18 protein-coding genes, 1 other RNA gene and 1 pseudogene are annotated in these 24,518 nt (G+C 42.4%); 15 read left to right on the top strand and 5 right to left on the bottom strand.

What is annotated here, in order from left to right:
- Positions 1-140: 140 nt before the first annotated feature.
- From AC50X8_RS28110 to AC50X8_RS28070, 9 genes are all read left to right on the top strand, one after another.
- On the top strand, positions 141-341 hold the full coding sequence (locus AC50X8_RS28110) for a cold-shock protein (RefSeq protein WP_028609190.1): 201 nt from the start codon (positions 141-143) through the stop codon (positions 339-341).
- A 192-nt stretch (positions 342-533) separates the two neighbouring features.
- Entirely contained in the window at positions 534-1,013 is a 480-nt protein-coding gene (smpB, locus tag AC50X8_RS28105) for an SsrA-binding protein SmpB (protein ID WP_056032466.1), read from the top strand.
- A 210-nt stretch (positions 1,014-1,223) separates the two neighbouring features.
- Positions 1,224-1,589: a transfer-messenger RNA gene (gene ssrA, locus AC50X8_RS28100) on the top strand.
- 307 nt (positions 1,590-1,896) lie between these two features.
- Positions 1,897-2,991 carry an endonuclease NucS domain-containing protein gene (locus AC50X8_RS28095; protein ID WP_056032463.1) on the top strand — a complete coding sequence of 365 codons (1,095 nt, stop codon included), beginning with the start codon at positions 1,897-1,899 and terminating at the stop codon, positions 2,989-2,991.
- A gap of 499 nt (positions 2,992-3,490) precedes the next feature.
- Positions 3,491-4,423 carry a 5'-nucleotidase gene (locus AC50X8_RS28090; protein ID WP_056032461.1) on the top strand — a complete coding sequence of 311 codons (933 nt, stop codon included), beginning with the start codon at positions 3,491-3,493 and terminating at the stop codon, positions 4,421-4,423.
- Positions 4,424-4,555: 132 nt separating this feature from the next.
- The gene (locus AC50X8_RS28085; RefSeq protein WP_056032458.1) at positions 4,556-6,244 is read left to right on the top strand and encodes an S-layer homology domain-containing protein; all 1,689 of its coding nucleotides are present in this window, start codon (positions 4,556-4,558) and stop codon (positions 6,242-6,244) included.
- Positions 6,245-8,011: 1,767 nt separating this feature from the next.
- Positions 8,012-10,438: a glycoside hydrolase family 6 protein gene (locus AC50X8_RS28080; RefSeq protein ID WP_235533085.1), complete on the top strand. Its 2,427-nt coding sequence runs from the start codon at positions 8,012-8,014 to the stop codon at positions 10,436-10,438.
- A gap of 480 nt (positions 10,439-10,918) precedes the next feature.
- Positions 10,919-11,140: a transposase gene (locus tag AC50X8_RS28075; RefSeq protein WP_494882876.1), complete on the top strand. Its 222-nt coding sequence runs from the start codon at positions 10,919-10,921 to the stop codon at positions 11,138-11,140.
- A gap of 496 nt (positions 11,141-11,636) precedes the next feature.
- Complete coding sequence (locus AC50X8_RS28070; RefSeq protein ID WP_056032451.1) at positions 11,637-11,870, top strand: hypothetical protein; 234 nt, start codon at positions 11,637-11,639, stop codon at positions 11,868-11,870.
- A gap of 140 nt (positions 11,871-12,010) precedes the next feature.
- Here AC50X8_RS28070 and AC50X8_RS28065 read toward each other — a convergent pair.
- Positions 12,011-12,667: pseudogene (locus tag AC50X8_RS28065) on the bottom strand (hypothetical protein).
- A 114-nt stretch (positions 12,668-12,781) separates the two neighbouring features.
- On the opposite strand from AC50X8_RS28065, the gene AC50X8_RS28060 reads away from it, so the two are divergent.
- Entirely contained in the window at positions 12,782-13,420 is a 639-nt protein-coding gene (locus tag AC50X8_RS28060; RefSeq protein WP_155972897.1) for a hypothetical protein, read from the top strand.
- A 40-nt stretch (positions 13,421-13,460) separates the two neighbouring features.
- On the opposite strand, the gene AC50X8_RS28055 is transcribed toward AC50X8_RS28060, so the two are convergent.
- Positions 13,461-14,315, bottom strand: a complete 855-nt coding sequence (locus AC50X8_RS28055; RefSeq protein WP_494882874.1) for a DNA-primase RepB domain-containing protein — start codon at positions 14,313-14,315, stop codon at positions 13,461-13,463.
- A gap of 372 nt (positions 14,316-14,687) precedes the next feature.
- On the opposite strand from AC50X8_RS28055, the gene AC50X8_RS28050 reads away from it, so the two are divergent.
- Both AC50X8_RS28050 and AC50X8_RS28045 read left to right on the top strand, forming a co-directional pair.
- On the top strand, positions 14,688-16,493 hold the full coding sequence (locus AC50X8_RS28050) for a helix-turn-helix domain-containing protein (protein ID WP_494882871.1): 1,806 nt from the start codon (positions 14,688-14,690) through the stop codon (positions 16,491-16,493).
- A gap of 185 nt (positions 16,494-16,678) precedes the next feature.
- Positions 16,679-16,858 carry a hypothetical protein gene (locus AC50X8_RS28045; protein WP_494863575.1) on the top strand — a complete coding sequence of 60 codons (180 nt, stop codon included), beginning with the start codon at positions 16,679-16,681 and terminating at the stop codon, positions 16,856-16,858.
- 84 nt (positions 16,859-16,942) lie between these two features.
- Here the strand turns inward: AC50X8_RS28045 and AC50X8_RS28040 are convergent, their stop codons facing one another.
- Positions 16,943-18,187 (bottom strand): hypothetical protein, encoded by a 1,245-nt coding sequence (locus AC50X8_RS28040; protein ID WP_494863576.1) that lies wholly within the window; start codon positions 18,185-18,187, stop codon positions 16,943-16,945.
- A gap of 195 nt (positions 18,188-18,382) precedes the next feature.
- On the opposite strand from AC50X8_RS28040, the gene AC50X8_RS28035 reads away from it, so the two are divergent.
- Positions 18,383-19,201, top strand: coding sequence for a methyl-accepting chemotaxis protein (locus tag AC50X8_RS28035; protein ID WP_494863577.1), 819 nt, complete (start codon positions 18,383-18,385; stop codon positions 19,199-19,201).
- Between the two features lie 52 nt (positions 19,202-19,253).
- Here the strand turns inward: AC50X8_RS28035 and AC50X8_RS28030 are convergent, their stop codons facing one another.
- Positions 19,254-20,045 (bottom strand): nucleotidyltransferase domain-containing protein, encoded by a 792-nt coding sequence (locus AC50X8_RS28030; protein ID WP_494863579.1) that lies wholly within the window; start codon positions 20,043-20,045, stop codon positions 19,254-19,256.
- Positions 20,046-20,313: 268 nt separating this feature from the next.
- On the opposite strand from AC50X8_RS28030, the gene AC50X8_RS28025 reads away from it, so the two are divergent.
- Positions 20,314-20,763, top strand: coding sequence for a hypothetical protein (locus tag AC50X8_RS28025; RefSeq protein WP_056032426.1), 450 nt, complete (start codon positions 20,314-20,316; stop codon positions 20,761-20,763).
- Positions 20,764-21,073: 310 nt separating this feature from the next.
- A complete protein-coding gene (locus AC50X8_RS28020) occupies positions 21,074-22,318 on the top strand; it encodes a macrolide family glycosyltransferase (RefSeq protein ID WP_494863581.1) in 1,245 nt (414 codons plus the stop codon).
- Between the two features lie 356 nt (positions 22,319-22,674).
- Here AC50X8_RS28020 and AC50X8_RS28015 read toward each other — a convergent pair whose 3' ends face one another.
- Entirely contained in the window at positions 22,675-24,489 is a 1,815-nt protein-coding gene (locus AC50X8_RS28015; protein WP_494863583.1) for an ATP-dependent nuclease, read from the bottom strand.
- Positions 24,490-24,518: the final 29 nt, after the last annotated feature.

The raw sequence follows: 24,518 nt of genomic DNA, 5'->3' as shown, positions 1-24,518 counted from the left end.
CAAAGCAATTGATGATATGGACCTGAATTCACATATTGAAAAGGGTGTCATTACAGTCATGGACCTTTTTCAATGTGTGAATTTTTTGTTTCTCAAAACGAAACAGGCGCATATTAATTTTATTTTTGGAGGTTTTACAAATGCAACAAGGTACAGTTAAATGGTTTAACGCTGAGAAAGGCTTTGGCTTCATCGAAGTTGAAGGCGGCAACGATGTATTCGTACATTTCAGCGCAATCACTGGCGAAGGCTTCAAAACGCTGGAAGAAGGACAACGCGTAGAATTTAACGTTGTTCAAGGCAACCGCGGACCACAAGCTGAAAACGTAGTAAAACTGTAGTAGTTTAATCAACTGCGAAATTTAGCCGCTTTCGACCGTAAGGTCGGAGCGGCTTTTTATGCTTTTGACGAGCAAACCATATTTTATAATATGGCAGCTGCTTTCTTGCTTTCATTTTCAAAAATTGCTACAATATATATCTAGCAGCTTTTTCAATTTTCTGGAGCTAATGATGATGTCGAGGTGATAAGAATGGGCAAGAAAAACGACGGCAAGCAGCTTGCGCAAAATAAAAAAGCTTCCCATGATTATTTCATCGAAGACACGTATGAAGCGGGAATGGTGCTAATGGGGACGGAAATTAAATCGCTCCGCAACGGACGAGCCAATATTAGCGACGCATTTGCGACGATACGTAACGGCGAAATTTTCATCCACAACTTGCATATCAGCCCTTTCGAGCAGGGGAATCGTCACAATCCAACGGATCCGACGCGTGCCCGCAAGCTGCTGCTTCATAAAGCTCAGATTCACAAGCTGCTCGGCCAATCCAAGCAGGAAGGCTATTCGATTGTGCCGTTGAAGATTTACGTGCGCAATGGTTACGCGAAGCTTCTAATTGGGCTAGGTAAAGGTAAGAAGCAGTTCGACAAACGCGATTCCGCGGCAAAGCGTGATGCCCAGCGTGATATTCAGCGTGCGCTGCGCGAGAAGCAGAAGATTATACGTTAAGCGCGAAGATCCTGAGTGCAAGCGCAAAGTTGAGCGTCTGTAGATTTTCAAGGAAAGCGTGTTGAATTTTACTAACAGTACCAATAACATTTTAGGGAATATTCCTTGAATCGTGTTATACTAACAAAGTAACGAAGCAAGTTCTTAGCTAAATGATGATCTGGTTGCGGCTCTTATGAGCTGGCAAGGATGAGTCATTTATGCCAACTCGGGGGCGTTCTTGGATTCGACGGGGATAGGACGAGCGCGGGTTGCGGGTAGTGGGGACGCGTCCACTTCATCAACGCTAAAGCCTATTAAATGGCAAACAACAAACAAACTACGCTTTCGCAGCCTAAGAAACTGTGAGCGTGCTCCTACCTAGCATCGCCCATGTGACTAGACTAGGGGCTAACAAGTAGTGGGATACGCTGTCTCATCTCCGCCTGGGGTGAGCTGAAGAAGACAATCAGGCTGACCTTGGAAGAAGCCGGTTACGAGGCGTCCTCCTGGGTGACATCAAAATCGTGACTACACCCGTAGATGCCTGTGTGGCGTGATCTTCGGACAGGGGTTCGACTCCCCTCGCCTCCATATGTAGTACCAGTGACGGACACCATTCGGTGTCCGTTTTTGTTTGCTTGGAATCAAAGTGCAATTTAAGGTAATAAGTTTTTCCACCTGGTATGATGAAGGGAAAAGGTGATAATACAATCGCTTTCTCAATGTATAGCTCAAGAAAAGACTTGTATAATCAATGATAAGCTAGTCATAAGAATCGGATGCTTTTTGAATTTAAACCGTTATGGTTTGTTCGGTACTGTCTAATAACACTCGGGCTTAGAGCTAATAGTAGAGTTATAATGATATTAGTTGAATTTTAAAACGAAATGAGATGAGTATAATGGCTATCAAGCATGGAATATGGAGAGTTGCTGGTGATGAGGTCAGACAAGTAAAGAATATTACGTTAGATTTGGAAATCGAACTTGAAAATATCATTCAATCAAACCCAGCTATACTGGATGACAATTGGCTGATCATCGGAAGACAAGTCATGACCGAGTTTAATACATACATTGATTTATTAGCAATTGATAATAGCGGCTCTATAATCATTATTGAATTAAAAAAACATAAGACAAGTCGAGAAGTTGTGGCACAGGGCCTGGACTATGCATCATGGGTTAAGAACTTGTCAGCAAGTCAAATATCTGCAATATATGAGACTTATATAGCTAGATACTCTCAAAAACAAAATAGTTTAGAGGAGGAATATTATGATAAATTTAAGATTAACCTCGAAGAAGAAAGTATTAATCACTCCCATCAGATCGTTATTGTAGCAACTGAATTGGATTCAAGCACAGAAAGAATTGTAGAGTATCTAAGTGATTCTTTAATACCGATAAACGTCATCTTCTTTACTGTTTTTGAAGAGGATTCTACTAAATATATAAGCCGTGCATGGATGATTGATCCACAAGAAACCTTAGACAATGCATCTATCGTAGTTAAAGATAAGGAGCCTTGGAACGGAGAGTATTATGTATCTTTCGGTGATGGAATAAATCGTAGTTGGCCTGATGCTTTAAAATACGGATTTATCTCAGGCGGCGGCGGGGAGTGGTACTCACGTACACTTAATCAGTTGTCTATTGGAGACCGTGTTTGGGTTAACATTCCTGGTATTGGTTATGTTGGTGTTGGAAGTGTTACGGATACAGCTAAAAAGGCAGATGAAGTTTTCTTCCAAGAAAATGGAAAGGAACAGAATATATATCAGCTTAGCAATAATGCAAATTACTTTCAAGACTTCTTGTATGACGATGATAGGGCCGAGTTCATTGTGAAAGTGAACTGGATAGAGGCTCTGCCTGCGAATAAAGCTATATCTGAGATTGGATTTTTCGGAAACCAAAACACCGTTTGTAAGCCGCGTGCTTCCAAATGGGTTCATACCATTAACCGTTTAAAAGGCATTTGGCAAATACAATAAAATAAAAACAAAATAACCTGTGTGCGTGATTCTAACCTGTATTGGATCGCCCATGTGATAGAATTAGGGTCTAACAAGTAGTGGGATACGCTGTCACATCTCCGCTTGGGGTGTGCTGAAGAGGATAATCAGGCTGACCCAACGTATAGCCGTTTACGGGTCGATACTCGGGTGACATCAAATTCGTGACTACGCCCGTAGAAGCCTGTGTGGCGTGATCTTCGGGCAGGGGTTCAGATTCCCTCGCTCTTGTGAACCCTTGTCCCTGTAAAACCACAACTAATAATACTGGATAGGGGCCAACGTGTTTGTGGCTAAAGAAGTACCTGACTTACGTCAATGCGACGCTGGTAGGTACTTTTTTGTTTATAAGTGGAGGAATGTGGAAGATATTGTCGAATCAATAATGTAATATTATATGAGATAATAATCAACGGGAAAGGACTGGCTTTTCCTCACTGGAATTTACTATCTCACATTTAACAGTAAGGGGGAGAACATGCCTTTTCCAATTGAAGAAAAGTTTGTAGTAGCTGTCGCTTCGAGTGCCCTTTTCAACTTGAAGGAGTCTGACAAGGTATTTAAGGAAAAGGGAGAGGAAGAATATCGCCAATATCAACATGATCATGAACAGGATGTGCTAGAACCGGGAGTTGCTTTTCCATTGATCAAACGTTTACTCATGATCAATGGTGATGATCCGACCGACCAACCGGTTGAGGTCGTGCTATTGTCGAGGAATGATCCCGATACGGGTCTTCGTGTTTTCAAATCTATTCAACATTATGGACTTACCATATCGCGTGCTGCATTCGTTGCAGGATCGAATCCTTTCATTTACATGAATGCATTTAACGCTTCATTATTTCTTTCGGCAGATCCTAACGATGTGCGATCTGCCATCGAAATGGGCTTGCCAGCCGCCCAGGTGTTTCCTACTGAATTTGTTGATGATGAGAAAGAGTTGGAGCTTCGGATTGCGTTTGACTTTGATGGTATCATTGCAGACGATTCAGCGGAAGGGATTTATCAGGCTCTTGGAATGGAAGGCTTTCATGAGAATGAGAGACAAAAGGCAAGTGAAGCCCTGCCGCCCGGACCGCTTTTTAAATTCTTTGGTGAAATAGCCGTTCTTCAGCGACGTGAATGGAAAAAGAAGCAGAAGGATAATGCTTATTCCCCACGTATTCGAATAGCTATAGTAACTGCTAGAAATGCACCAGCACATGAACGCGTAGTAACCACACTAAGAACTCTTGGTATACTGGTCGATGAAGCTTTCTTCCTTGGCGGAATAGAGAAGGGGAGAGTATTAAAGGTATTTCGTCCACATATCTTTTTCGACGATCAGGTAGGTCATATTGAGGGAGTATCGAGTGTTTCTCCAACTGCGCATGTTCCTTTTGGGGTTGCTAATAAGGTTGAATCGTAGACACCTCCCCCAAAAACATCCTAACTAATACATAGCGGCGAATTGTGTTTTTGCACAGCATTGGTGGCTTATTTCTAATTAATACGGTCTGTCCTATGGATCAAGTTTCTTTCGGAGGAGTAGGTACCAACTATGAAAAAAGGATTATTGGCATATCTTGTTACTATGGCGCTATTTTTCTCTTTAGTTCCTTCTAATGTATTAGCAGCAGAAAGAAAATTCGGAGATACGATTGCTAGTGCGAACGGACGTGTACTTGCAATCCAGAAAGATGGGAGTCTGTGGTATTGGGGAAAGGGCACATTTAATGATTCTAGAGGTGATCAATCTCCTCAACGAGCAAGCAAATCCAAATTAATGGATGATGTCATAGCCGTATATGGAAATTGGTGGAGTAGTTTTGCCATTAAATCAGATCACAGTCTATGGTCTATACAAAGTGATGAAAACGACCAAGGCGTTACAAAACCCATTAAAGTAATGGAGGGGGTTCGAGAAGCTACTGCTTCGTACAGTAAAGTGTTAGTACTGAAAACAGACGGAACCGTATGGGTGAAGCCTGCCTATGCAGACAACAAGAGTTTCAAACAAGTTATGTCTGGAGTAAAACAAATCAGTGCTAATCTTAATTGCTATTATGCTTTGAAAGAGGATGACTCACTCTGGGGATGGGGAGATAACTATTCTGGCGGATTAGGAATTAAGACGCAAGAGGTTGATATAATCGCACCAGTTAAAATAATGATGGATGTAAAAAGCGTTCACGGGATTGGCAGTAACGCATTTGCAATTAAGAAGGACAGCACCCTTTGGGGTTGGGGCAAGAATGAAGATGGTCTCCTATTTACAGGTAAAGGAGAGACGTGGGCGTTTAAGCCCTATGCTGATGGAAGTCAAAGTATAGTGAAGGCACAGTTTACACCTGTTAAGATTATGAGTGATGTTATAAAGGTCGATGGACGCAATCACATAGCTGTCATTAAAAAGGATCATAGTCTATGGACCTGGGGCGGTAATCAAGAAGGACAGTTAGGGGATGGCTCAACAGAGTCGCGTTATACACCTCAAAAAGTTCTTGATGATGTCATAGATATTACGGCAAAAGCGGCTTTTACGTTCGCATTAAAATCCGATGGCAACCTGATGGGCTCTGGATCTAATGGTGTGGGAGAATTAGCTCTTGACACATTCGATTACGATCCTCATCCTACACCTATTCAGATAATGGATAACGTCGCAATCCCTTATACGACGGCTTCCTTTCCGTCGGTTTGGGCCAAAGACGATGTATCTTTTGCGATTAAAAATAAACTATTACCTTTGTCGATGCAATCTGGATATGAGAAAAATATAACACGAGGAGAATTTATATCCTTAATTGTCCCATTAATAGAAACAACAACAGGCAAGGAATTAGATACAATCATGAATGAGAAAGGCTTGAAATTGGCAGAACCCTTTAATGATACAGACGACAATAACATTTTAAATATCGCTGCATTCGGTATAATTACCGGAGTTGGAGATGGTAGGTTTAATCCGAATGGTCTTATAACCAGAGAACAAGCGTCACTTATTTTAATGAAAACGTCAAAATTTATCGGAATAGACAGCGAGATTAGGGTAGATTCCAATAAATCCTTCACCGATCATAATCAAATTTCTGCTTGGGCGGAAGAATCAGTTTATTTTTGCACAACAAATGAAATCATGAAAGGCACAGGGAATAATAATTTTAGTCCAAAGGCCCATTATACAAGAGAGATGAGCGTAATTACAATCGTTCGATTGTACGGTCAAATTTCAGGTCAAGTTACCTAAACTGCATCGTGATACACGGTTATAACTGCACCTAGGGTGTGCTGAAGACTACCAAGGTCTAGAGTGGGGAGGCTTTCCGAAGGTGACATCAAAATCGTGACTACACCCGTAGATGTCTGTGTGGCGTGATCTTCGTACAGGGGTTCGCTGAGGTCTCTATTCTTCTGAATTTTAATTATGCTGCAATGAATATATATATTGAAGTTTCTTGGAGGCTTACAAGGCTCACTCAGAAAGAGGTCATCGTTACATTGAGGAAGTCGTTGTAATCGATACGTTTGCTGATTCATCAGAAGCCCTTCGCCGGTACAGTCAACTTCATCGGGAAGAGCCTAGTCGTGAATATTGCTTCTTTCACACCTCTCGATCGGAATTAGAAGCGAGGGAACGCTATGTTGGAATCAGAGGACCGGGTAGTACACCCGTAGAAGCAAGCGTGGTGTGGTTTTCGGATAGGACTTCAAATCCCCCAACAATCAATATGCAAATCCCGACCGCACAAGGTCGGTTTTTTTTCTGTCCAGTTGTCTAACTTTTACGATAAAGGGCTTCTAGGATTTTTCATATGGTAAAAGCCCGGTATACGCATGACTCTTGATAAATTGGTTAATAGTGGATCGGAGCTGAATTTGTTTATAAACGCCCTCTTCAATTGCGGTACTCTCTGCTTTGTGCGCAGAGCTAACAGATGGTAGTGGCCATTTTTATTTCTTTTAACTGTAATCCATTGAAGCTGTTCTTCAGGGTAGGGTTGAATTGATTCGAGAAGATGATGGTTATAAAAGATGGCGCAATGGCAGCCTTTGATATCCATGAAAATCTGCGTAACAGAAACGAAACCTATGATCTGCTTTTCAAAAATCAGTCTAGCGGGTTGAAACGCTGTTATGAAAATACATAGGACATAAAGCCATTGATTGCGATTGCGAGGGGATTTTACTTTGACAGAAAGCCTCGAATCCTGGTCGCTGGTCAGGGGCAAGGCGCAATTGAGGCCTGGATGAAGAAGTTGGGCTCAATCCGGAAAAAGCAAGCGCTATTCAAGCTGAGCAAAAAGCTCAAACATGGCTATCTTATATTAATATATTCGCGACAACTATCTTGACTAACACCGATCAGAAGTCCGTTCACATTACATTAAACTAAAATATATAATAATAAAAACAAAATGTAATAAAATAATGAGTTTTTAAAAAGGGTATAAGAAATATACTAGAGTATATATTCGTTCATAGATTTCATAAGGTGTTTACAAGCGGGATAAAGATGGAGATACGGCCGTGATTGGGATGGGAAGGGGGTTATCTAAATTATCATCTAGTTTTTGGTATTAAATATAAATAATTTTAATTGATTCAATTTACAGCAAAATATCCATAAAGTATAATTGATTCATAAGGAGGTGAACATGCGCTGTGAAGTCTATATCGAGGATAAGCCTTTTTTAAAAGCTCAAAAAGTAAGCGCTTTCTTTTTTGGAGCCCGGTTACATGTCCTGAAGCTTTTACACCGATGATTACCCGCATTTACCCACAAGCGGTACCCCTCACCAAGGAAACTGATTTGCATATTTAGTCACTATTTCTATTGCTCTGTTTGCAGCTTTAAAGGCTATCTGCCCACCTTATTGCAAGCGCTATCATTTTAGCCGGAGGTGAAAATTCACAGTTCATCCGTACGTTCTCTAGGGTGCATACACATCATGCCGAGACAGAGGATCAATTATGAATATTTAATAAATCTAACCAAAGGAAAGGTGGATCCATGATGATGAAATTGAAAACTAAATTTAATGGCGGTAAGGCTCTCCGTGAAGGTATAAAGCAAATACTTGTAATAGCGCTGCTTGTGGTGGGGATTTTCCATGGCATGGCCCCGGGGGCGATCCAGGCTGCGGAAGCGCATCAGAATAATCCGTTTGTCGGAGCTACAGCGTACCTGAACCCGGATTATTCCGCCCTTGTCGATACATCCATCACGCTTACCAGTGACACGTCGCTAAAAGCAAAGATGGAAACGGTCAAATCTTATCCAACTGCAGTCTGGATTGACCGAATTGCCGCCATTAATGGCGGGGCGAACAATGCCGGACGCAAAAGTATCGAGGAGCATCTGGATGCTGCTCTGGCTCAAAAGAAAGTGGGTACTCCGATTACCGCTTCATTCGTCATTTACAATCTGCCGGGCCGGGACTGCCATGCGCTGGCGTCCAACGGTGAATTGCCACTGACGCAGGCCGCATTGCAGACGTACAAAACGGATTATATTGATGTCATCGCAGGTATTTTTGCCAAACCCAAGTATCAGGACATTCGCATCATTGCCATCATTGAACCGGACAGTTTGCCTAACCTGGTCACCAATCTCAATACACCAGCCTGTGCTCAAGCCAGTTCGACAGGCATCTATGAAGCTGGCGTGAAATATGCACTGGACAAGCTGCATGCCATTCCGAATGTGTACAACTACCTGGATATCGGTCACTCCGGCTGGCTCGGATGGGATAACAACCGGACAGCTACTATCTCGCTGTATACGAGCGTTGTCCAGGGGACAGCGGCTGGCCTGAATAGCGCAGACGGCTTCATTACCAACACGGCGAACAGCACTCCGCTGAATGAACCGAATCTGCCCAACCCGGATCTGAACATCGGAGGACAACCGATCAAGTCGTCCAAGTTTTATGAGTGGAATCCGTATTTTGACGAAACCGATTTTACGGCTGCATTGTATAGCGGGTTTGTGCAGGCAGGCTGGCCGGCCAGCATAGGCTTCCTGATTGATACCAGCCGCAATGGCTGGGGAGGGGTAAACCGTCCGACATCGGCTACAGGCAGTGATATTAACACCTACGTGAATTCCGGGCGTGTCGATCGCCGGGATCACCGGGGGAACTGGTGCAACAACAGTGGAGCAGGCATAGGTGAAGCACCTAAGGCAGCACCGGGACCTGCCCATCTGGATGCCTATGTGTGGGTCAAGCCTCCGGGTGAATCCGACGGTTCCAGTTCGGAAATTCCAAACAATGAGGGCAAGGGCTTCGACCGGATGTGTGATCCAACGTTTACAACTCGTGATGGTGTATTGACGGGGGCGCTTCCTAACGCTCCGGTATCTGGCCATTGGTTCCATGATCAATTCGTCATGCTGGTGCAAAACGCATTCCCTGTTCTTCCGGCCACCAATGGCGGCGGAACGACGGCTCCAGCAGCTCCGGCAGCACTGACTGCGACAGCAGGCAATGCACAGGTATCATTGAGCTGGACGGCTTCCGCAGGAGCAACGAGCTATAACGTGAAGCGGTCGCTGAGTGCGTCCGGACCGTTTACCACCGTTGCCGCCAATGTGAGCGGCACATCGTACACCAATACGGGTCTGACCAACGGGACGATCTACTATTATGTGGTCAGCGCCGTGAATACCGCAGGTGAAAGCGCGAATTCGGCTGTAAAAAATGCTGTGCCGGTAGCTGGAGCCATCGCTCCTGCTGCACCTACTGCATTGACGGCCACAGCAGGCAATGCACAGATCGGCCTATCCTGGACGGCTTCTGCAGGAGCGACCAGTTATAACGTGAAACGCGCGCTGAGCGCGTCCGGTCCATTCACTACCGTTGCTGCCAATGTGAGCGGCACTTCTTACACGAATATAGGTCTGACCAATGGTACAACCTATCACTATGTTGTGACTGCTGTGAACGCTGCGGGGGAAAGCGCCAATTCTGCCGCTGCTTCCGCAACTCCGCAAAGCGTGGTTGTTCCGACCAGCGATCTGGTCTTGCAATATCGTGCGGGAGATACCAATGCGACAGACAACCAGATCAAGCCGTATTTCAATATCAAAAACATTGGCAGCACGGCTGTAGATCTGAGTGATCTGAAAATCCGTTATTACTTCTCGAAGGAAGGCACCGCAGCTATGGACTCGGCCATTGACTGGGCTCAGGTTGGCGGTACCAACATCCTGCGCACGTTCACCGATACGTATGTAGAGCTCAGCTTCACTTCCGGAGCCAGCGCGATCCAGGCAGGTGGACAATCCGGGGATATCCAGCTCCGCATGTACAAAACGGACTGGACCAACTTTGACGAAACGAATGATTATTCCTACGATCCAACCAAAACATCCTATCAGGACTGGAACAAGGTGACCCTCTATAAAGGCGGCAGCCTAGTATGGGGAATTGAGCCTTAAAGGACAGAAAAAGAAACTCCAGAGTTGATTGCCGAATCGGTCAGAGTTAAAGACGAGTAAGATGCTTGTGGCGGCCATAGGAATGTATCTAGGCCGTGAATACGAAGTAAGGACGTATGCAGACGTTGGGGATTTTATTGTTTATTAGCTGATGAAGGATTTTTTGCAGGCACGTGTTGAAGAGCATTAGTATTAAGAATTAGCATCAGGGGATATATAAATGTCTAAATGGTTATAAGCAATTGCTGGAGAGGTAAGAAGTTTTTTATTTACAACATGCTTCCAAGAATAAATGATTCCACCTATCTAAAATTCTGCTCAACATGCGGCGGGGAATTGTTGTTTTGCACAACCACGGTTCGCCTCCATACTACAAAAGGGGCTGTCCAGAAAGTCGGTGAAAGCTGACTACTGGACGCCCCGTTTTTATTAGATGCATGCCGAGGGATCGAAAAGCTGCTGCGAGAAAACATCCCCGCGATGTGGCTGGCCGAGATGCAGCAGCCGGACTTCCGTACCTTAAACGACTTCCGAGGCGTGCGCATGAAAGCATTCATGGATGAGTTGTTTGAAACGATGACCCACAAGCTCATCGCAGATCACTACATCACGATGGAGAGCTACTTTCAGGGCGGTACAAAGATCGAAGCCGATGCTAACAAATATTCGTTTGTGTGGAAAAAAATCCACGCTGCGCTTTGAGGAAAAGATCAAGGTAAAGGTGCAGGAGACCCTTGCGCATATTCATACCCTCACGCAGCAAGAAGCTGGCGAATAGGCCGCTACAGATCCAAATGAGCTTCCTGCAAAGCTTGAGGAAACAGCAGCTGTGCTGGAAGAAGCGGTGTTGAGTACTTTTATACCAAAATTGTTAATTCAATAGCAATCGGAGAAGCAGTCACTCAAAACTTTCAAGTTGAAATTGGAAATATGGATTATGGGTTGGAAATGCAAGGGATAATAGGTTTTAATCTACTAAAACGAATTGGAGCAAAAATCGACGTTGATGCAATGAAAATAATAGTGGATTAGCCAGCGGGTAGTGGGATACGCTGTCTCGCCTCCGCCATGAAAACCCAGTCCGCATGAGGGCTGGGTTTTGTGTTGGAAAGGTTTTTCGGAATAGAATCCGTATTTGTCTGAAGGCATGATATAATGAAGTATTCCGATCGATTAGGAACGAGAGAGGAAACTCGATATGAACAGATTTGAAGACTGGAATCTAAAAGTAAAAAAGACGTTTAATGCAACGAGCAACTTAGTTGTATTAACCGTTACGGAGGCAGGAGGATTAATGGGTCTCTCCAAAGATCAAATGAAGGTCTTCGTGGATAAATATCACTTAACAAAAGTCCCGATCATGAGAAGTGCCCATAGATACCTGTTACTGAAGTGTGAAATAGACGAAATTGTAGCGAATAGGGCCGTTTAGTACAGGGCGCTGCCGCAGACGAAGTCAAAACAATGATTACACCCATAGAAGCAAGAGTGGCGTGATCTTCGGATAGGGGATCGATTCCCCTCGCCTCCATATTGCAAAATCCACAACCGAATCCGGTTGTGGATTTTTAATTAATGTTGATTATTGAATAGGGGTTCCGTTCTAAGCAAATAGTTACCCCTTACCTCTGCAGCCCAATTGGCAAAGACCTCTCTCCATTGAACACTGTTAAAGAAATCGTCTACGGATTGGTTGTCGGAATCCCAATCGATAAATATGTTGAGAGGTGTGATTCCTCCAGCCCAAACGCCATTATTGACGTCAGTTCCCCGCTCTCTAACTAATAATATTGGAATTCCGAATTGAAAAGCCATGGCAGGCTAGATTTGAGAAAAAGTCGATCCTTCCCAGAACGGAGTGCTCGTCGGCGGCTGCCCCACATTGGATTGAAGAATTTCCACAAAAAATCTGCGGAAGTTGATCGCGAGCAAGCCGTAGCTTGAAAAAACCAAGCGTCGTATATTCGTGAGGATGCTCTCTGGATATTGTTCACTTACAGGCAATGTGCGGGGAAATAGCAATGCCTCTTCAATTTCTGCAACAAGACGGTTCAGAAATTGTCCTTGCAGGTCATTTACCGTATTGGTTGTACTCAAAAATATAGGAATTCGAAAAGCGCGATCCACGCATTCATCGATAGCCGATGTTGTGCCCTTTTCATTATCGGTAGGCTTAGGATTTGTGGAGGTGGAGGTTATATTCAACCCCAGTCTATGTGCATTAGCCATTAGCCCATTTGTGTTACTGGCATAGCCTTTACGATGAGAACCTATTTGTGTTTGCCAAGACACCATTCTGCAGATACTATTAACCTGATAGTAAACAAGGAGTGTGATCGTTAAGTGGAGGAGAGAGGAACTGTAGTCTCAATGTTGTCCTCGCAGACTGGAGATTCGACGCAGCAATCGAATGAAAATGTAGCGTTAATGTGCAAAGAAACCCCAACCCTATTAAATCAAATTGCAGAAGGCTTATTACATACCGACGTGAAAATTGCGGGAGATTGCGCAGAAGTTTTTACAAAGGTAGCAGAAACTCACCCTCACCTAGTTACGCCATATGCCAAGCAGCTACTCTCCTCGATTCATCACAAACATACACGGGTGAGATGGGAGTCCATGCATGCTGTTGCTCTCATAAGTTTTAGCATACCTAATCGAATTTTCGATGTACTTGAAGAAATACAAGAACGGATGTTTTTGGACCAAAGTACAATCGTAAAAGATTATTCTATCCTTTGCTTGGGGAATCTGGCATCCTGCGGTGAAGCGGAAGCCAAAATGATTCTGCCGATATTAAAGAAGGGACTCCTTCAATTAGAGGAGAAATTTCTATCTAAATTGTTAACGGCCATGATTGGAATCGCTAAGGTCTCCCCGAGTTTAGCGGCCGAAGTTTTGGTGTATGGATATGATTATGAAGTCCATCCCAAAAGCTCCGTTCAAAAGGCGGCGAAGAAGTTAGTAAAAGCAGCAAAATAGACCTCCGATTATGAGGCGTCATTTGCTTAAGCTATATAAGCTAATTAAAGGGTTTTAAAGCTAGAGATTGAATAATTTCTGCTTGGGAGAAAGGTTTTTTCCTGCCCAATTGTTTAACCCTTACCATAAAGGGGCTTCTAGGATTTTTCATATGGTAAAAGCCAGGTATGCGCATGACTCTGGATAGATTGGTTATCATGGGATCAGAGCTGAATTTTTTGGCTAAAGCTTTTTGAATAGGAACGAATTTGCTTACGGAGCCACCTTGGGTAACCCAGTAGATGTGATATCCGTTTTTAGTTTCGACAATCATCGTATCCTTAATGTGAGTCTTGAACTTTTTAATAAATGCGTTCTTCAATTTAGCTACTCTCTGTTTTTTTCGCAGAGCTAGCAGGTGGTATTGGCCTTTTTTATTTTTTTTAACCGTAATCGATTGAAGCTGTTCTGCTGGGTCGGATTGAATCGTTTCAATCATCTGTTTGACCTGTTCTTTGGTGTCTAAATGCACGGAAATCTTGTTTAGATCTACATCGATAAACTGTGCTCTGATTTTTTTGAAATCACTAGTCTTTGATTCTCGGTAATTGATCTCCATAAATACGGCATAACCTTTCTTATTTTGACTGAGAACATGTATGCGTTTATTCCTCTTGGTAAAGAGTGTGAATTGAGGAGTATGGCTTTCAAGTAGACTTAGCGGTTTATGAAGTGTCATGGCTGGGTGCTTGGAAGTGGAACTGTATTTTGTATTTTTGTTCTTATCGTCATGGACTAAAATGAAATTCAGTTGTTCGTTCTGCTCGCAGCCTAGTTTTTTTATAAAATAGCGTGCATGACTGGAGAACCTCTTCAAATTTCTCGCATATGTCGTTGAGCCTAAACGTTTTGCCATTGAACCCCATCTCCTTTAGAGCATGCGTCACACTTTCGATTCTTTTCTAAACAATCATATTCTGGAAAGAGGACACAAGTGTAAGGAGCAGTACCCATTTTTTAACATGTGATAGGCTAATCAAATAGTCAGGGCGTTTGCTAGGGCGCTATCAAAGCAGATTAATCGCAAGGTAAACCTAATGTTTTTCAAAATAATAAAAAAGCTCTCAAGATAAAGAAATTGGGCGAGTGGGCGAAGTTCGCCAAGACAGAGAGAGGGGGATTGCGTATGGATTGGGAAGCCCACATCGAACGGTGGAGCCGAGCCGCTGTTAGACTGCTGGATATTCGGCAGTATGGTGTAGAGAAAGGAACGGTTCCTGATCGCTTTGTGACGCATACGAGCTTTTTCGTAGTTACTACCCATGGAGAGGCAAGAGTGAGTCTGTCGGGAACGGTCTATCGCACTCAGCCCCTTCACATTTTGCACGGAGGGAAGGATGCGGAGCTGGATTTTATGCCGCTAGGAAACGACTTTGCCTGCTATTTGCTTCTTTATAAAGCCGAGTGTGAATCGTCGGAGGATGGAGAGGGCTTCCATATGCCGTATGCATTCACTCCTTATGCGTCGCTGCCTCTACGGGAAAAGTGCCAAACCATGCATCACTTATGGCAGCAGGCAACCCCGATGGACAAATTGCAGGCGCAGTCTGTTTTTCTTCCGTTTGTGTATGAGGTTATGCGGCAAGTCCGCACGTTGGCAAAGGAAAACAGCAGACCGAACTTAGTAACCGAAGCGATACACTATATTCAAGAGCATTACAGGGAGTCAATTACCGCCGAGGAATTGGCCGGGATTTACAGCTGCAGCGCGAGCTACTTGTCTCGTTTGTTCAAAAACCAGATTGGGGTCGGTCCGATTGAATATCTGATTCATGTACGCATTCACAAATCAAAGCAGCTTCTGCTGAAATCGGAGGCACGTATCCAGGAAATAGCTAGCAGCATTGGCTATGCGGATGTCTATTATTTTAGCCGCTTATTCAAGAAGCATACGGGCTGCTCTCCGCTTCAATTTCGGGAGGACAATCGGCGGGCTGTTCAGAATAATCCATTACGTCTGTTAAAATCGTCTATTGTAACCCCAAAGCTTGTTTCCCATAATGAGAATGAGATTTGTTATCAATGCAATGGGGAAGGGGACACATCAATGTTTAGATTTTCAAGACCCGCGTTTGGAGCAATGTTGCTATTATGCACAGCCTTGCTGCTGAATGCTTGTCAGACAGGCAGCAATACAGGCAGTAATACAGGGGCGGCGGAATCCCAGACTGCTTCTGCAGGTGTCGCTACAGAAAGCGCAGCTGCAGAAACACGCATTTACGAGCATTTGAAGGGCAAAACAGAAATTCCTGTAAAACCTCAGCGGGTGGTCAGCCTCTATCATTTAGGTGAGCTGATGGCGATTGGGGTAAAACCAGTAGGTGCAACCACCTACATTCTGAGTAACCCGCTGTTAAGTGATACTTCCGGTATTGAGGACATTGGTATTCCGCCTGATCCGGAGAAGATTCTCTCGCTGGAGCCCGACCTGATTGTTACAACGGCACCATTCGCAGAGGCAGTAGAGGGCGGGTACGAAGCACTGAGCCAGATCGCCCCAACCATTGTTGTAGAACAGCACAACGATCCGATAAAGGATGTTGAAATGTTTGGCGATATTCTTGGCAAGCAAGAGGAAGCTAAGCAATGGAATGAGGCATTTGCGACAAAGATAGCCGATTACAAGGAGAAGATTGCCCCGTTTATTGGGGCGGATGAAACCTTCTCGATTTTGAATGTGCGTCCTGATGCCGTTTTTATTTACGGTGATACCAATATGGGGGGCAACATTCTTTACAGGTACCTGGGTTTAAAGCCAACCGAAAAAATAAAGAATGATGTTATCAATGGAGAAACATGGGAAATATCTACTGAGGTCATTCCTGATTTCATAGGTGATCGGTTATTTCTAGCTGTGAATGAAGGAGCAGAGGAAGAATTGAAGAAGGTGGAGAAGCTAATTAAAAATTCACCAGCAGGGAAAGCAGGAAAGATCTACAATATTGATTTCGATACATTTCTTCTCAGTGATCCGATCTCAGTAGAACATCAGTTGAATATCATCGTTGATTTGCTGGTTGAAGGCAGCAAATAAAAGCAAAAAGCATATCACCTCTACTTCGATGAGAGTCAAAAAACGACAGGGTATAGATAATCATTTTTAAGATTGGGATTCTGGGAAATATTACATTCTAAAACTTGACAGTAAAGAGGAAATTAAAGTAATTTTATAGAGGAATCCATGTAATATTCAATCTGGTTGGAGAGGACGAAGTCGTAATGGTTGCTAATTGGTGGCTGGCTCTTATTATTATGGTTGTGTTTAATGGGATTGTAGCTTGGACTTTATTTATAGGACAAGAGCCCGTAAGCCGAAGAGCCAAAAAGTGGTTGTTTATGGTTGCCAATGTTATTGCATTTATGCTTGCTGTCTCTCAATTTTTTTGGATGGATTTTTAATAGAATAAGATAAAAAGGCCATTAACCAGTGAATGGGTTGATGGCTTTTGTTTGTTTTTTAATAGAGCGCAATTAAAAATAGGGTTACTTCAGCTCATACTTCGCAAGACTCTTACCCATATCCAGATAAAAGGTAGTTGCATTCAAGAATCGAATGTTTCTCTCGGCAAACCGCGCTTGTTCCAGAATTAATGAGGTTTGCGTTTTGAGTGTGCTAGAATCCAATACATAGAAGGCTGCTTTTGATGGCTTTTCAAAATCAAACCAAGAACCTTTGGACTCGACACCACCGAAGGCGATACTCTGGTTCCCTAGCAGCTGCAACGTGTATTGGTCAGGCAAGTCATCAAAGGTTCTCGTTGCGACAAGCTTATTGTTTGTATCGTATACGGTCAGCGTATTTTTATCCTGAACCAGATAGTGATTGCCTATGGACATGAACAATCTATCTTTACGATCAGACTCAGGTGTTGGCATGATGCGGCTCCATTTCTTTGTTCCATCAGGTGAATAGCCGTATAAGGTTTCAATTCCGGTCTTGGCATCTAATACCGGAACAAGAACAGTTCCACCACTGAGAACATCGAAGTCAGCATGTATATAGCTAAAATAATCCTGCGGGTATTTGGCAGTCGTGATTTTTTTGTTAGCCGAAATAGAATAGATATCTAAAATCGTTGCAGCCCCTACATAATTAACGGAGCCGACATAATTTCCTTGGATGTGGCGTATAACGCCATCGTATTCTCTATCAAGAAGTTGTTTGCCTTCCGTTGAATATAGAACTAAATGGCTCTTATCTTGAATCGTATCAATAGTAGCAATGCGTCCATCATCAAGCACGTACCAATTAAAACTATAAGCAAGGGTCTTCGACCATCGCTGCTTATTGTTTGAATCAAGCGCGACTAGCTTTCTGACATTTTTCTTTTCAATTTTTACCTGTTCTACATAATATAAGTTCCCATTACGGTCTATATCGAATGCATTGTACACGTGAGGCGAGTTGCGTATCCATTTTTGCTTTCCCGTCGTATCGTCAAAAGCCATCATCCTGTAAGTGGATTTGCTTTTTCCTCCGGGGCTATAATCCTGAAACATATATCCAGTACGAGAACCGTTTTGATTAGATACGATAGGAAAATATTTTTTACCTAGAAAGTAATAATTTCTGTCTAAAATAGTTGTTGATGTGTGATCTGGAACCGTTATGGTCCATCGTGGCTCGGGAAGCTCTGTAAAGTCAGCAGCAGATACAGGTTGCGATAAAAATGTTGTCAAAATCGCAATCAAAGAAAATAATTGAATACGTAAAGCAAACTTTCTCATTAAAGTAGAATCCTCCTAAATCGTATGTAATGTATTAGCTATGGTGATTATATCATATGGTTTGGGATATGATGTCTTGTCACAAACATTCCGTTCATGAATCTGACCATGAATAAATGGCGTATTTTTGTTTTCTGCGATATATTTAAAATGCTAAAGCTTCTATTATACAGACATGGATAGGGGAACACCAAAATGAACAGCATAGAATCTCTTGAAGCTTTGATTACCATGGTTCCTATCTTTAAAGCAGCAGTTCCTGCAGAATTATCGATTGCTATTTGTGATACAGAAAAATTTATTGCTTATTGGGCTGGCGAAAATATTGATTTGCACATACGTGTTGGTCAACCGCTGCATCACGAGGAACCGCTAATGCATGCGATTCGGAATAATGTAGCGTTAAGGGCAGAAGTTCCTGCCACCTTTTATGGTTTTGAATTTATTGGGACGGCAACACCACTCCACGACTCTAATGGAAATGTAATCGGCGGCATAGCTATTCAGCTTCGAAAACAGAGCGAATTAATAGCCATTGCGGACCAAATTTCGTCTTCACTATCGCAAGCTAACAATCAGCTCTCACAAGTTGCGGATAGCTCGGTAACACTGGCAGAGTCTGCCCAGCAGCTTCTATCACTCTCCCATCAGACGGTAGAACAAGTAGATGAAGCGGGTAAAGTTGTATCCATTGTCAGAAAAGTAGCGGACCAGACGAACTTATTAGGCATTAATGCGGCGATTGAAGCAGCACATGCAGGGGATCGAGGGAAAGGCTTTGGCATTGTAGCCAGTGAAATACGGAAATTGTCCAATGAGACGCTTACTTCTACAAACGCGATTCAGCATACTCTGAAAACATTTGAAGAGGCAATAAGCGGTATGCGTACCTCTATCGAAGGTATAACATCCATTGTTGATCAGCAGGCCGTATCATCCCGACAGGTTTTGGATTTTATTGAAGAGGTTCATCGCATGTCGGAGCAGCTTAATCAATTTGCAAAGAAGTTATAACCCATCATCATGAAAAAGAGCAGAGCACCGTACCAGGTGCTCTTTTTGTTTTCTAATGAACCGATGAAGCATATATCTTTTCAAGGTAAGCCATAGAAGCTTGCTCGGCTTCTTCTTTTAAAATGAGTGTATCCGATTGTTGACGCAAGTATTTATATAAATCGATTGTGCTTTTTAATGCATGGTAGCAGCTTTCAAATTGGTGCGAAGGAATCGTCTTTTTTAGCTGTTCTATTTCATTGATGCCATACTGTTCCAATTTTCTGACGCCTCTAGGAAGCTGCCCGTTTTTCATTAATACCAACGGGCCTAAGACAGCACCGCGAATAAAGGTTAGATGGTCGATCAGTTCAAACCATTCTCCTCTTCCCAGCTTCGTTGCGCCGTAATGAACCCACACCCAGAAACGGTCCTCTATCCATTGGGCATCCGGGTACGGATGAGAGGGAGAGGTTTTTTCAAAAATATGACTGATTTCCTGATCCTTTTCCCATAAAATAAGAGGGTTTTCGATTCGTATTTCAAGCTCTTCCAATGTAACGAATTTAAGATCGACATGCAGCGGTTCTGGTCCGTATAAGCAAATCACCACGCGAGGCTCGCCGACATGCTCACCTGTAAATCCAGACAGCAGCTTGCCCAAGCCTTCAGCAATGAGAAGCCGTTGATTCATCATTTGCTCCTGGTAGGCTGAGTCGTAAACGATGATTAGGTCTAAATCGCTATACTCATCCATCGTATTCGTCATCATGGAGCCGCCGGCAAGGAGACCGCGAACTCGTTGATCTTGACTGAGTTTTTCCTTTGCTTGATTGAGGAATCGTTCGTGCACAGGTAAAAACATAGCAAACACCCCTTATAATATGACCCATCAAAATGGGTATTACGCCAACTTATCATCTCGAATACCCTTTGTCAATTCATAGAGGTTGAGTGAGGGAGAGAGAAAAAAGTGGACAATTTGTATCCGTTTACATTATAATCAATTTAATTCCATATTTTGATGGGGGGTGGTTTGGGGCTTTTTCTGAGCAAGCGTTTCTAAGAACGGGGAAAAAGCTTGAAGCCTTATTGGCGTGCTAATCTATCAAAAGAAATGGAGGGAGAATGAAATGAAGAAAACATTGTATTCCGCTATTATGTTAACGCTGTTATCAGGATCGATTGCGGGTGCCGCCTGGGCGGATAATTACGAGTCGAATGACACTTTAAGCACAGCGTATAAAATTCCAACGCAAACGGTGGCTACTCCCTATGGCCCGTCTTACTGGGGGGGAAGCGCCTGGTCCTATTTATCATCCCCGACAGATGTGGACTACTTTACATTCAGAGGGCATGGCAAATCTGTCGTGCTGGGTTCTCCTTCCGGCTATGATTACGATTTATACGCCTATGACAGTGCAGGGAATTTGGTTGCTTCTTCTACGAATACGTCAGGAACGGATACGGTTCTTGTCGACTACGATAATGTATATTTTAAAGTAATAAGCAAAGATGGACGCTACAGCGACACGGCAGCTTACAGCGTAACCTTTTACAAAAGGGATGTTTGGGTACCGTGACCAGCCAGTCATTGTAAAATAACGGTAGACATTATGGACTTAATTGCTCCTGTCTCCACTAATAGAAACTCTACAGCCTCCATGAGGTTGTAGAGTTTTTATTATTTTAAGCAAATAGCCTGCATACTTTCATTGCGCCTGTTCCTTCGTAAAAACAAAAAACGACATACTATTTACAAAAATGGTATTAATGTATAAAATATCCATAGAAGCGAAGGCTTCAGTACGCGGCTTATCCCATATGGTCTGAAAGATTAGGATAGAATATCCCCACTATTAGTTGATTGGAATTTTATTGGAGGTGGAATACTTGGCACGTGTGTTAGTGGTAATGATGCCTGCAGAAGGGCATATCAATCCCTCATTGGGATTGATCAAGGAGCTGGTAGAGAACGGCGATGAAGTCGTCTATTGTTGTACGGAGAAATACCGGACGAAGATTGAACAGATCGGTGTGCAATTTAGGGCTTACTCATTCAACGAGGCAACCCTGATGAATAACCCTGATATGAAGCCGTTTGAAATCAAGCATCCCTATCAATTTATATATATGATTTTAAAACATATTATTCAGCGATTTATTCCGGATGTTCTGAGGCTGACTGAAAATGAAACCTATGATTATCTTATTTTTGACTCCTTAATGGGCTGGGGAGGACAAGTTTTAGGTGAAAAGCTGGGTATACCAACGGTTTGCTCGACGACTACCTTTGTTTTTGTAGAGCTGCTTGGATCGGGCAATAAACTGGACGATGACGATGAGGAGGTCAAGGAGCTTTATAACGGCATCATGGAATTGTCACAGCAATTAGCTGCACAGTTTAATGTGGCTGCCCCTTCCTTGGATGAACTTGCCGGACATCCAGGACAATTGAAGATTGTCTATACAAGCCGTTATTTTCAACCAATGGGTGACACGCTGGATGACAGCTTTGTGTTCACCGGCCCATCTATTATAACGCGCAAGGATGCGCCAGCCTTTGCCTATGAGCCGCTTCATGCTCCGTATAAACAGACGGTTTACATTTCGATGGGAACGATTTTAAATAAAGACCTTGATTTTTATAAGCTCTGCTTCACCGCCTTTCATGATTTGCCTGTACAGTTTATATTATCATCGGGGAAAGATACCGATTTAGAGCCAGTGGCTGATCTCATTCCTGATAATTTCATCATAAGGCCCTATGTTCCCCAGCTGGAAGTGCTGCAGCGTGTAGATGCTTTTCTGACACATGCGGGCATGAACAGTACGAGCGAAGCCTTGTATTATAATGTGCCATTGATTATGCTCCCGTTGACCTCGGATCAGCCTCGTGTGGCAAGCCGCGTGAAGGAGCTGGGAGCGGGAGTAATCGTGGATAAGAACAACCTCACGCCCGAAGTGCTGAGGAACGCTGTATTAGAGGTACTCGGCAATGCCTCCTACCGGGAGCAGGCTGGCGTGATTGGCGAAACGCTGCGCGAGGCTGGCGGGTATAAGCAGGCTGCTGCTGCCATTGGGAGCTTTTTGGACAATCGGCGGTTATCGGCAACGGCCAGCTCTTCGCTTGAATAAAGAAAGCTGCAAGCAGCTTTCTTGACGTCAGATAAGAGTGGCTACTTAGCGTAGACATTAGCAAGGGCATCGTTAAAAATAGAATTATTAACGTCTATCTGAGGAAATTTGCAAAGTTTTGTTTGCACAGTCATGGTTCGCCTCTATTATGGAAAGCCCGACCACATGCAGTCGGGCTTTTGTTAAGCCTTTCTTTTGTAAACAGTCGTAGACAATGTGAAAATATAAAGAATATTTACCGTTAAGGTTGTGGAGGAGATGTCTAAATTATAAAAATGAAACCATATACATGTATTCTATTAAATATTATCAAATATAGCGATGAAATTCAAAATGCCGATTTCCTTTTTTGTGCTTCATAATGCAGTTTTTGTGGCAGTCCCATTTATGGTATCAAGTATAGATTCTAAAGTTTGTATTATACTATTTTTTTCATCTGTATCCTTTAACATCCAGTTTTCGATTAACATATCTTCTAATGAATTCGAGTTATAGTTCCCAAATATAAACTTCGAACTTTCATATATTTTGGTTTTACAATTCACATTCGAAATAGTAGTTTTCCACTTGTTTTTGTCTGCAACAATTTTATTAATAAAGTCCTCATCCCAAATAATATCGTCCGGTGTCATCTGTGGAAAAAAATATACATGTTTATTAAAGTAATTGATATAATTCGTTTGGAGTATTAAATATTGATCTTCGCGCCCACCTAGCTCTGAATTTCCATCTACTTCGAAATTAACTTTTCCACCAGTTAGGTTTTTAATTACCTCGTCGAGAATAGCTTGATTTTGAGTTTCCTGTAACTGCATATTAGCTATTCTTTGAATTGGTTTGCTTGGACGTTGGTCTCCATCAAAAATTACAAATGTTCTGTTAAGGGACTCAGTAGAATACAATTTGATATAGTTGTTTTTAATAACAGAAGCACCACCTGGAGTAAAAAAAACCTGTATATTATTGAATTTACTATTACCTAAATGATCCATTGTTTTTTTAATTATTTTCTCTGCTAGCCGATCCTCAACTTGAATTCTGTAGTTAAATGAGTAAGAGTCACCTAATTTATAGAAGGCTTCATTATACCAACAATCATCTTGTACTATAGTTTTGTTACTATTTAGATCTTGATAGAATAACTTAACTGCTTCCTTCGGTAAATGCTCAACAAAGTTTGATGAATGTGTTGATATCACAATCTGATGTTTTTTCTCTAAAGCTATTTTTAAAAGTACTTTTTTTAAACGTTTTTGTGCACCGGGATGTAATGATACCTCAGGTTCATCAAGTAGAATCAAAGTCTCTTTTTCTGCTTTTAATAGTTCATGAACTAACTTTACTACGGCAATTTCTCCACTTCCAGCATGTGCTTCTGAATATTTAATACCATTTCGTTCCAGAAGAACGGACGTTCCCCAATTTCCGAATAATTTATGGGCAACAATTTTCCCACCTATATAGTCTTTTCCTAAAATATAAGAAATAACTTCTATCTCTTCTTTAGATAATTTAGAAACCTTTTTATTTTGGTCATTTACGCCTATTTTATATTGTTTATCTGTATCAAACACTTTTTTTAGTTTAATGGATTGATTTCTTAGGTAGTCTTGTTTAGTTTTAGAGGCTAGACCTCTTTTTAATTCTCCAAAATAAAAATATTGATCGAAAGCACTTAATTCTGAACGAAAATCTAAATAAAGTACCTTTTTGTCAATAGGTGTGAACCTTGACTTACTGTCAACTTGCATATTATATTTTTTTAGAGGCCTACTTGTTTCCCAATAATCGGGGTTATCATTCCTTTTAGCTCTGGTTTTTAATACTTCTTTTAGCGTTGTTTGATCATGAAATCCATAAAAGAAGCAATGTCTATTCTTTCCTATCTCATCAACTTCTTTTATAGGATCAATGCTTGTAGAAAACCAAAATTCGCCAGGAGAGTTTCCTCTAGGTGCACCGTATAAGGCTTGTAGAGTGGAGCTTTTTCCAGCACCATTCTCACCTACAAATACGGTTAATGGAAATTGAAATGTTATATGAGTATCATTATCAAGATTCTTAAAGAACGGAAATCTGATATACTCTATGAAATTTTTGAAAACTCCTTTTTTAAAAACCTCGAGATTTGTGTTTATTAAGTCTATAATATCACTATCTGTATTTTTCATAATACTTCCTCCCTAATTTACTTAATATC

It is taken from the genome of Paenibacillus sp. JT22N15, assembly GCF_059383755.1.
The sequence above is the reverse complement of the archived record's forward strand: the minus strand, read 5'-3'. Positions and strand labels throughout refer to the sequence as shown.

Bases quoted from the DNA above. Each gene is read 5' to 3' on its own strand.
- AC50X8_RS28110 (WP_028609190.1), top strand. From the start codon at position 141: ATGCAACAAGGTACAGTTAAATGGTTTAACGCTGAGAAAGGCTTTGGC.
- smpB (WP_056032466.1), top strand. From the start codon at position 534: ATGGGCAAGAAAAACGACGGCAAGCAGCTTGCGCAAAATAAAAAAGCT.
- AC50X8_RS28095 (WP_056032463.1), top strand. From the start codon at position 1,897: ATGGCTATCAAGCATGGAATATGGAGAGTTGCTGGTGATGAGGTCAGA.
- AC50X8_RS28090 (WP_056032461.1), top strand. From the start codon at position 3,491: ATGCCTTTTCCAATTGAAGAAAAGTTTGTAGTAGCTGTCGCTTCGAGT.
- AC50X8_RS28085 (WP_056032458.1), top strand. From the start codon at position 4,556: ATGAAAAAAGGATTATTGGCATATCTTGTTACTATGGCGCTATTTTTC.
- AC50X8_RS28080 (WP_235533085.1), top strand. From the start codon at position 8,012: ATGATGAAATTGAAAACTAAATTTAATGGCGGTAAGGCTCTCCGTGAA.
- AC50X8_RS28075 (WP_494882876.1), top strand. From the start codon at position 10,919: ATGTGGCTGGCCGAGATGCAGCAGCCGGACTTCCGTACCTTAAACGAC.
- AC50X8_RS28070 (WP_056032451.1), top strand. From the start codon at position 11,637: ATGAACAGATTTGAAGACTGGAATCTAAAAGTAAAAAAGACGTTTAAT.
- AC50X8_RS28055 (WP_494882874.1), bottom strand. From the start codon at position 14,315: ATGGCAAAACGTTTAGGCTCAACGACATATGCGAGAAATTTGAAGAGG.
- AC50X8_RS28045 (WP_494863575.1), top strand. From the start codon at position 16,679: ATGGTTGCTAATTGGTGGCTGGCTCTTATTATTATGGTTGTGTTTAAT.
- AC50X8_RS28040 (WP_494863576.1), bottom strand. From the start codon at position 18,187: ATGAGAAAGTTTGCTTTACGTATTCAATTATTTTCTTTGATTGCGATT.
- AC50X8_RS28035 (WP_494863577.1), top strand. From the start codon at position 18,383: ATGAACAGCATAGAATCTCTTGAAGCTTTGATTACCATGGTTCCTATC.
- AC50X8_RS28030 (WP_494863579.1), bottom strand. From the start codon at position 20,045: ATGTTTTTACCTGTGCACGAACGATTCCTCAATCAAGCAAAGGAAAAA.
- AC50X8_RS28025 (WP_056032426.1), top strand. From the start codon at position 20,314: ATGAAGAAAACATTGTATTCCGCTATTATGTTAACGCTGTTATCAGGA.
- AC50X8_RS28015 (WP_494863583.1), bottom strand. From the start codon at position 24,489: ATGAAAAATACAGATAGTGATATTATAGACTTAATAAACACAAATCTC.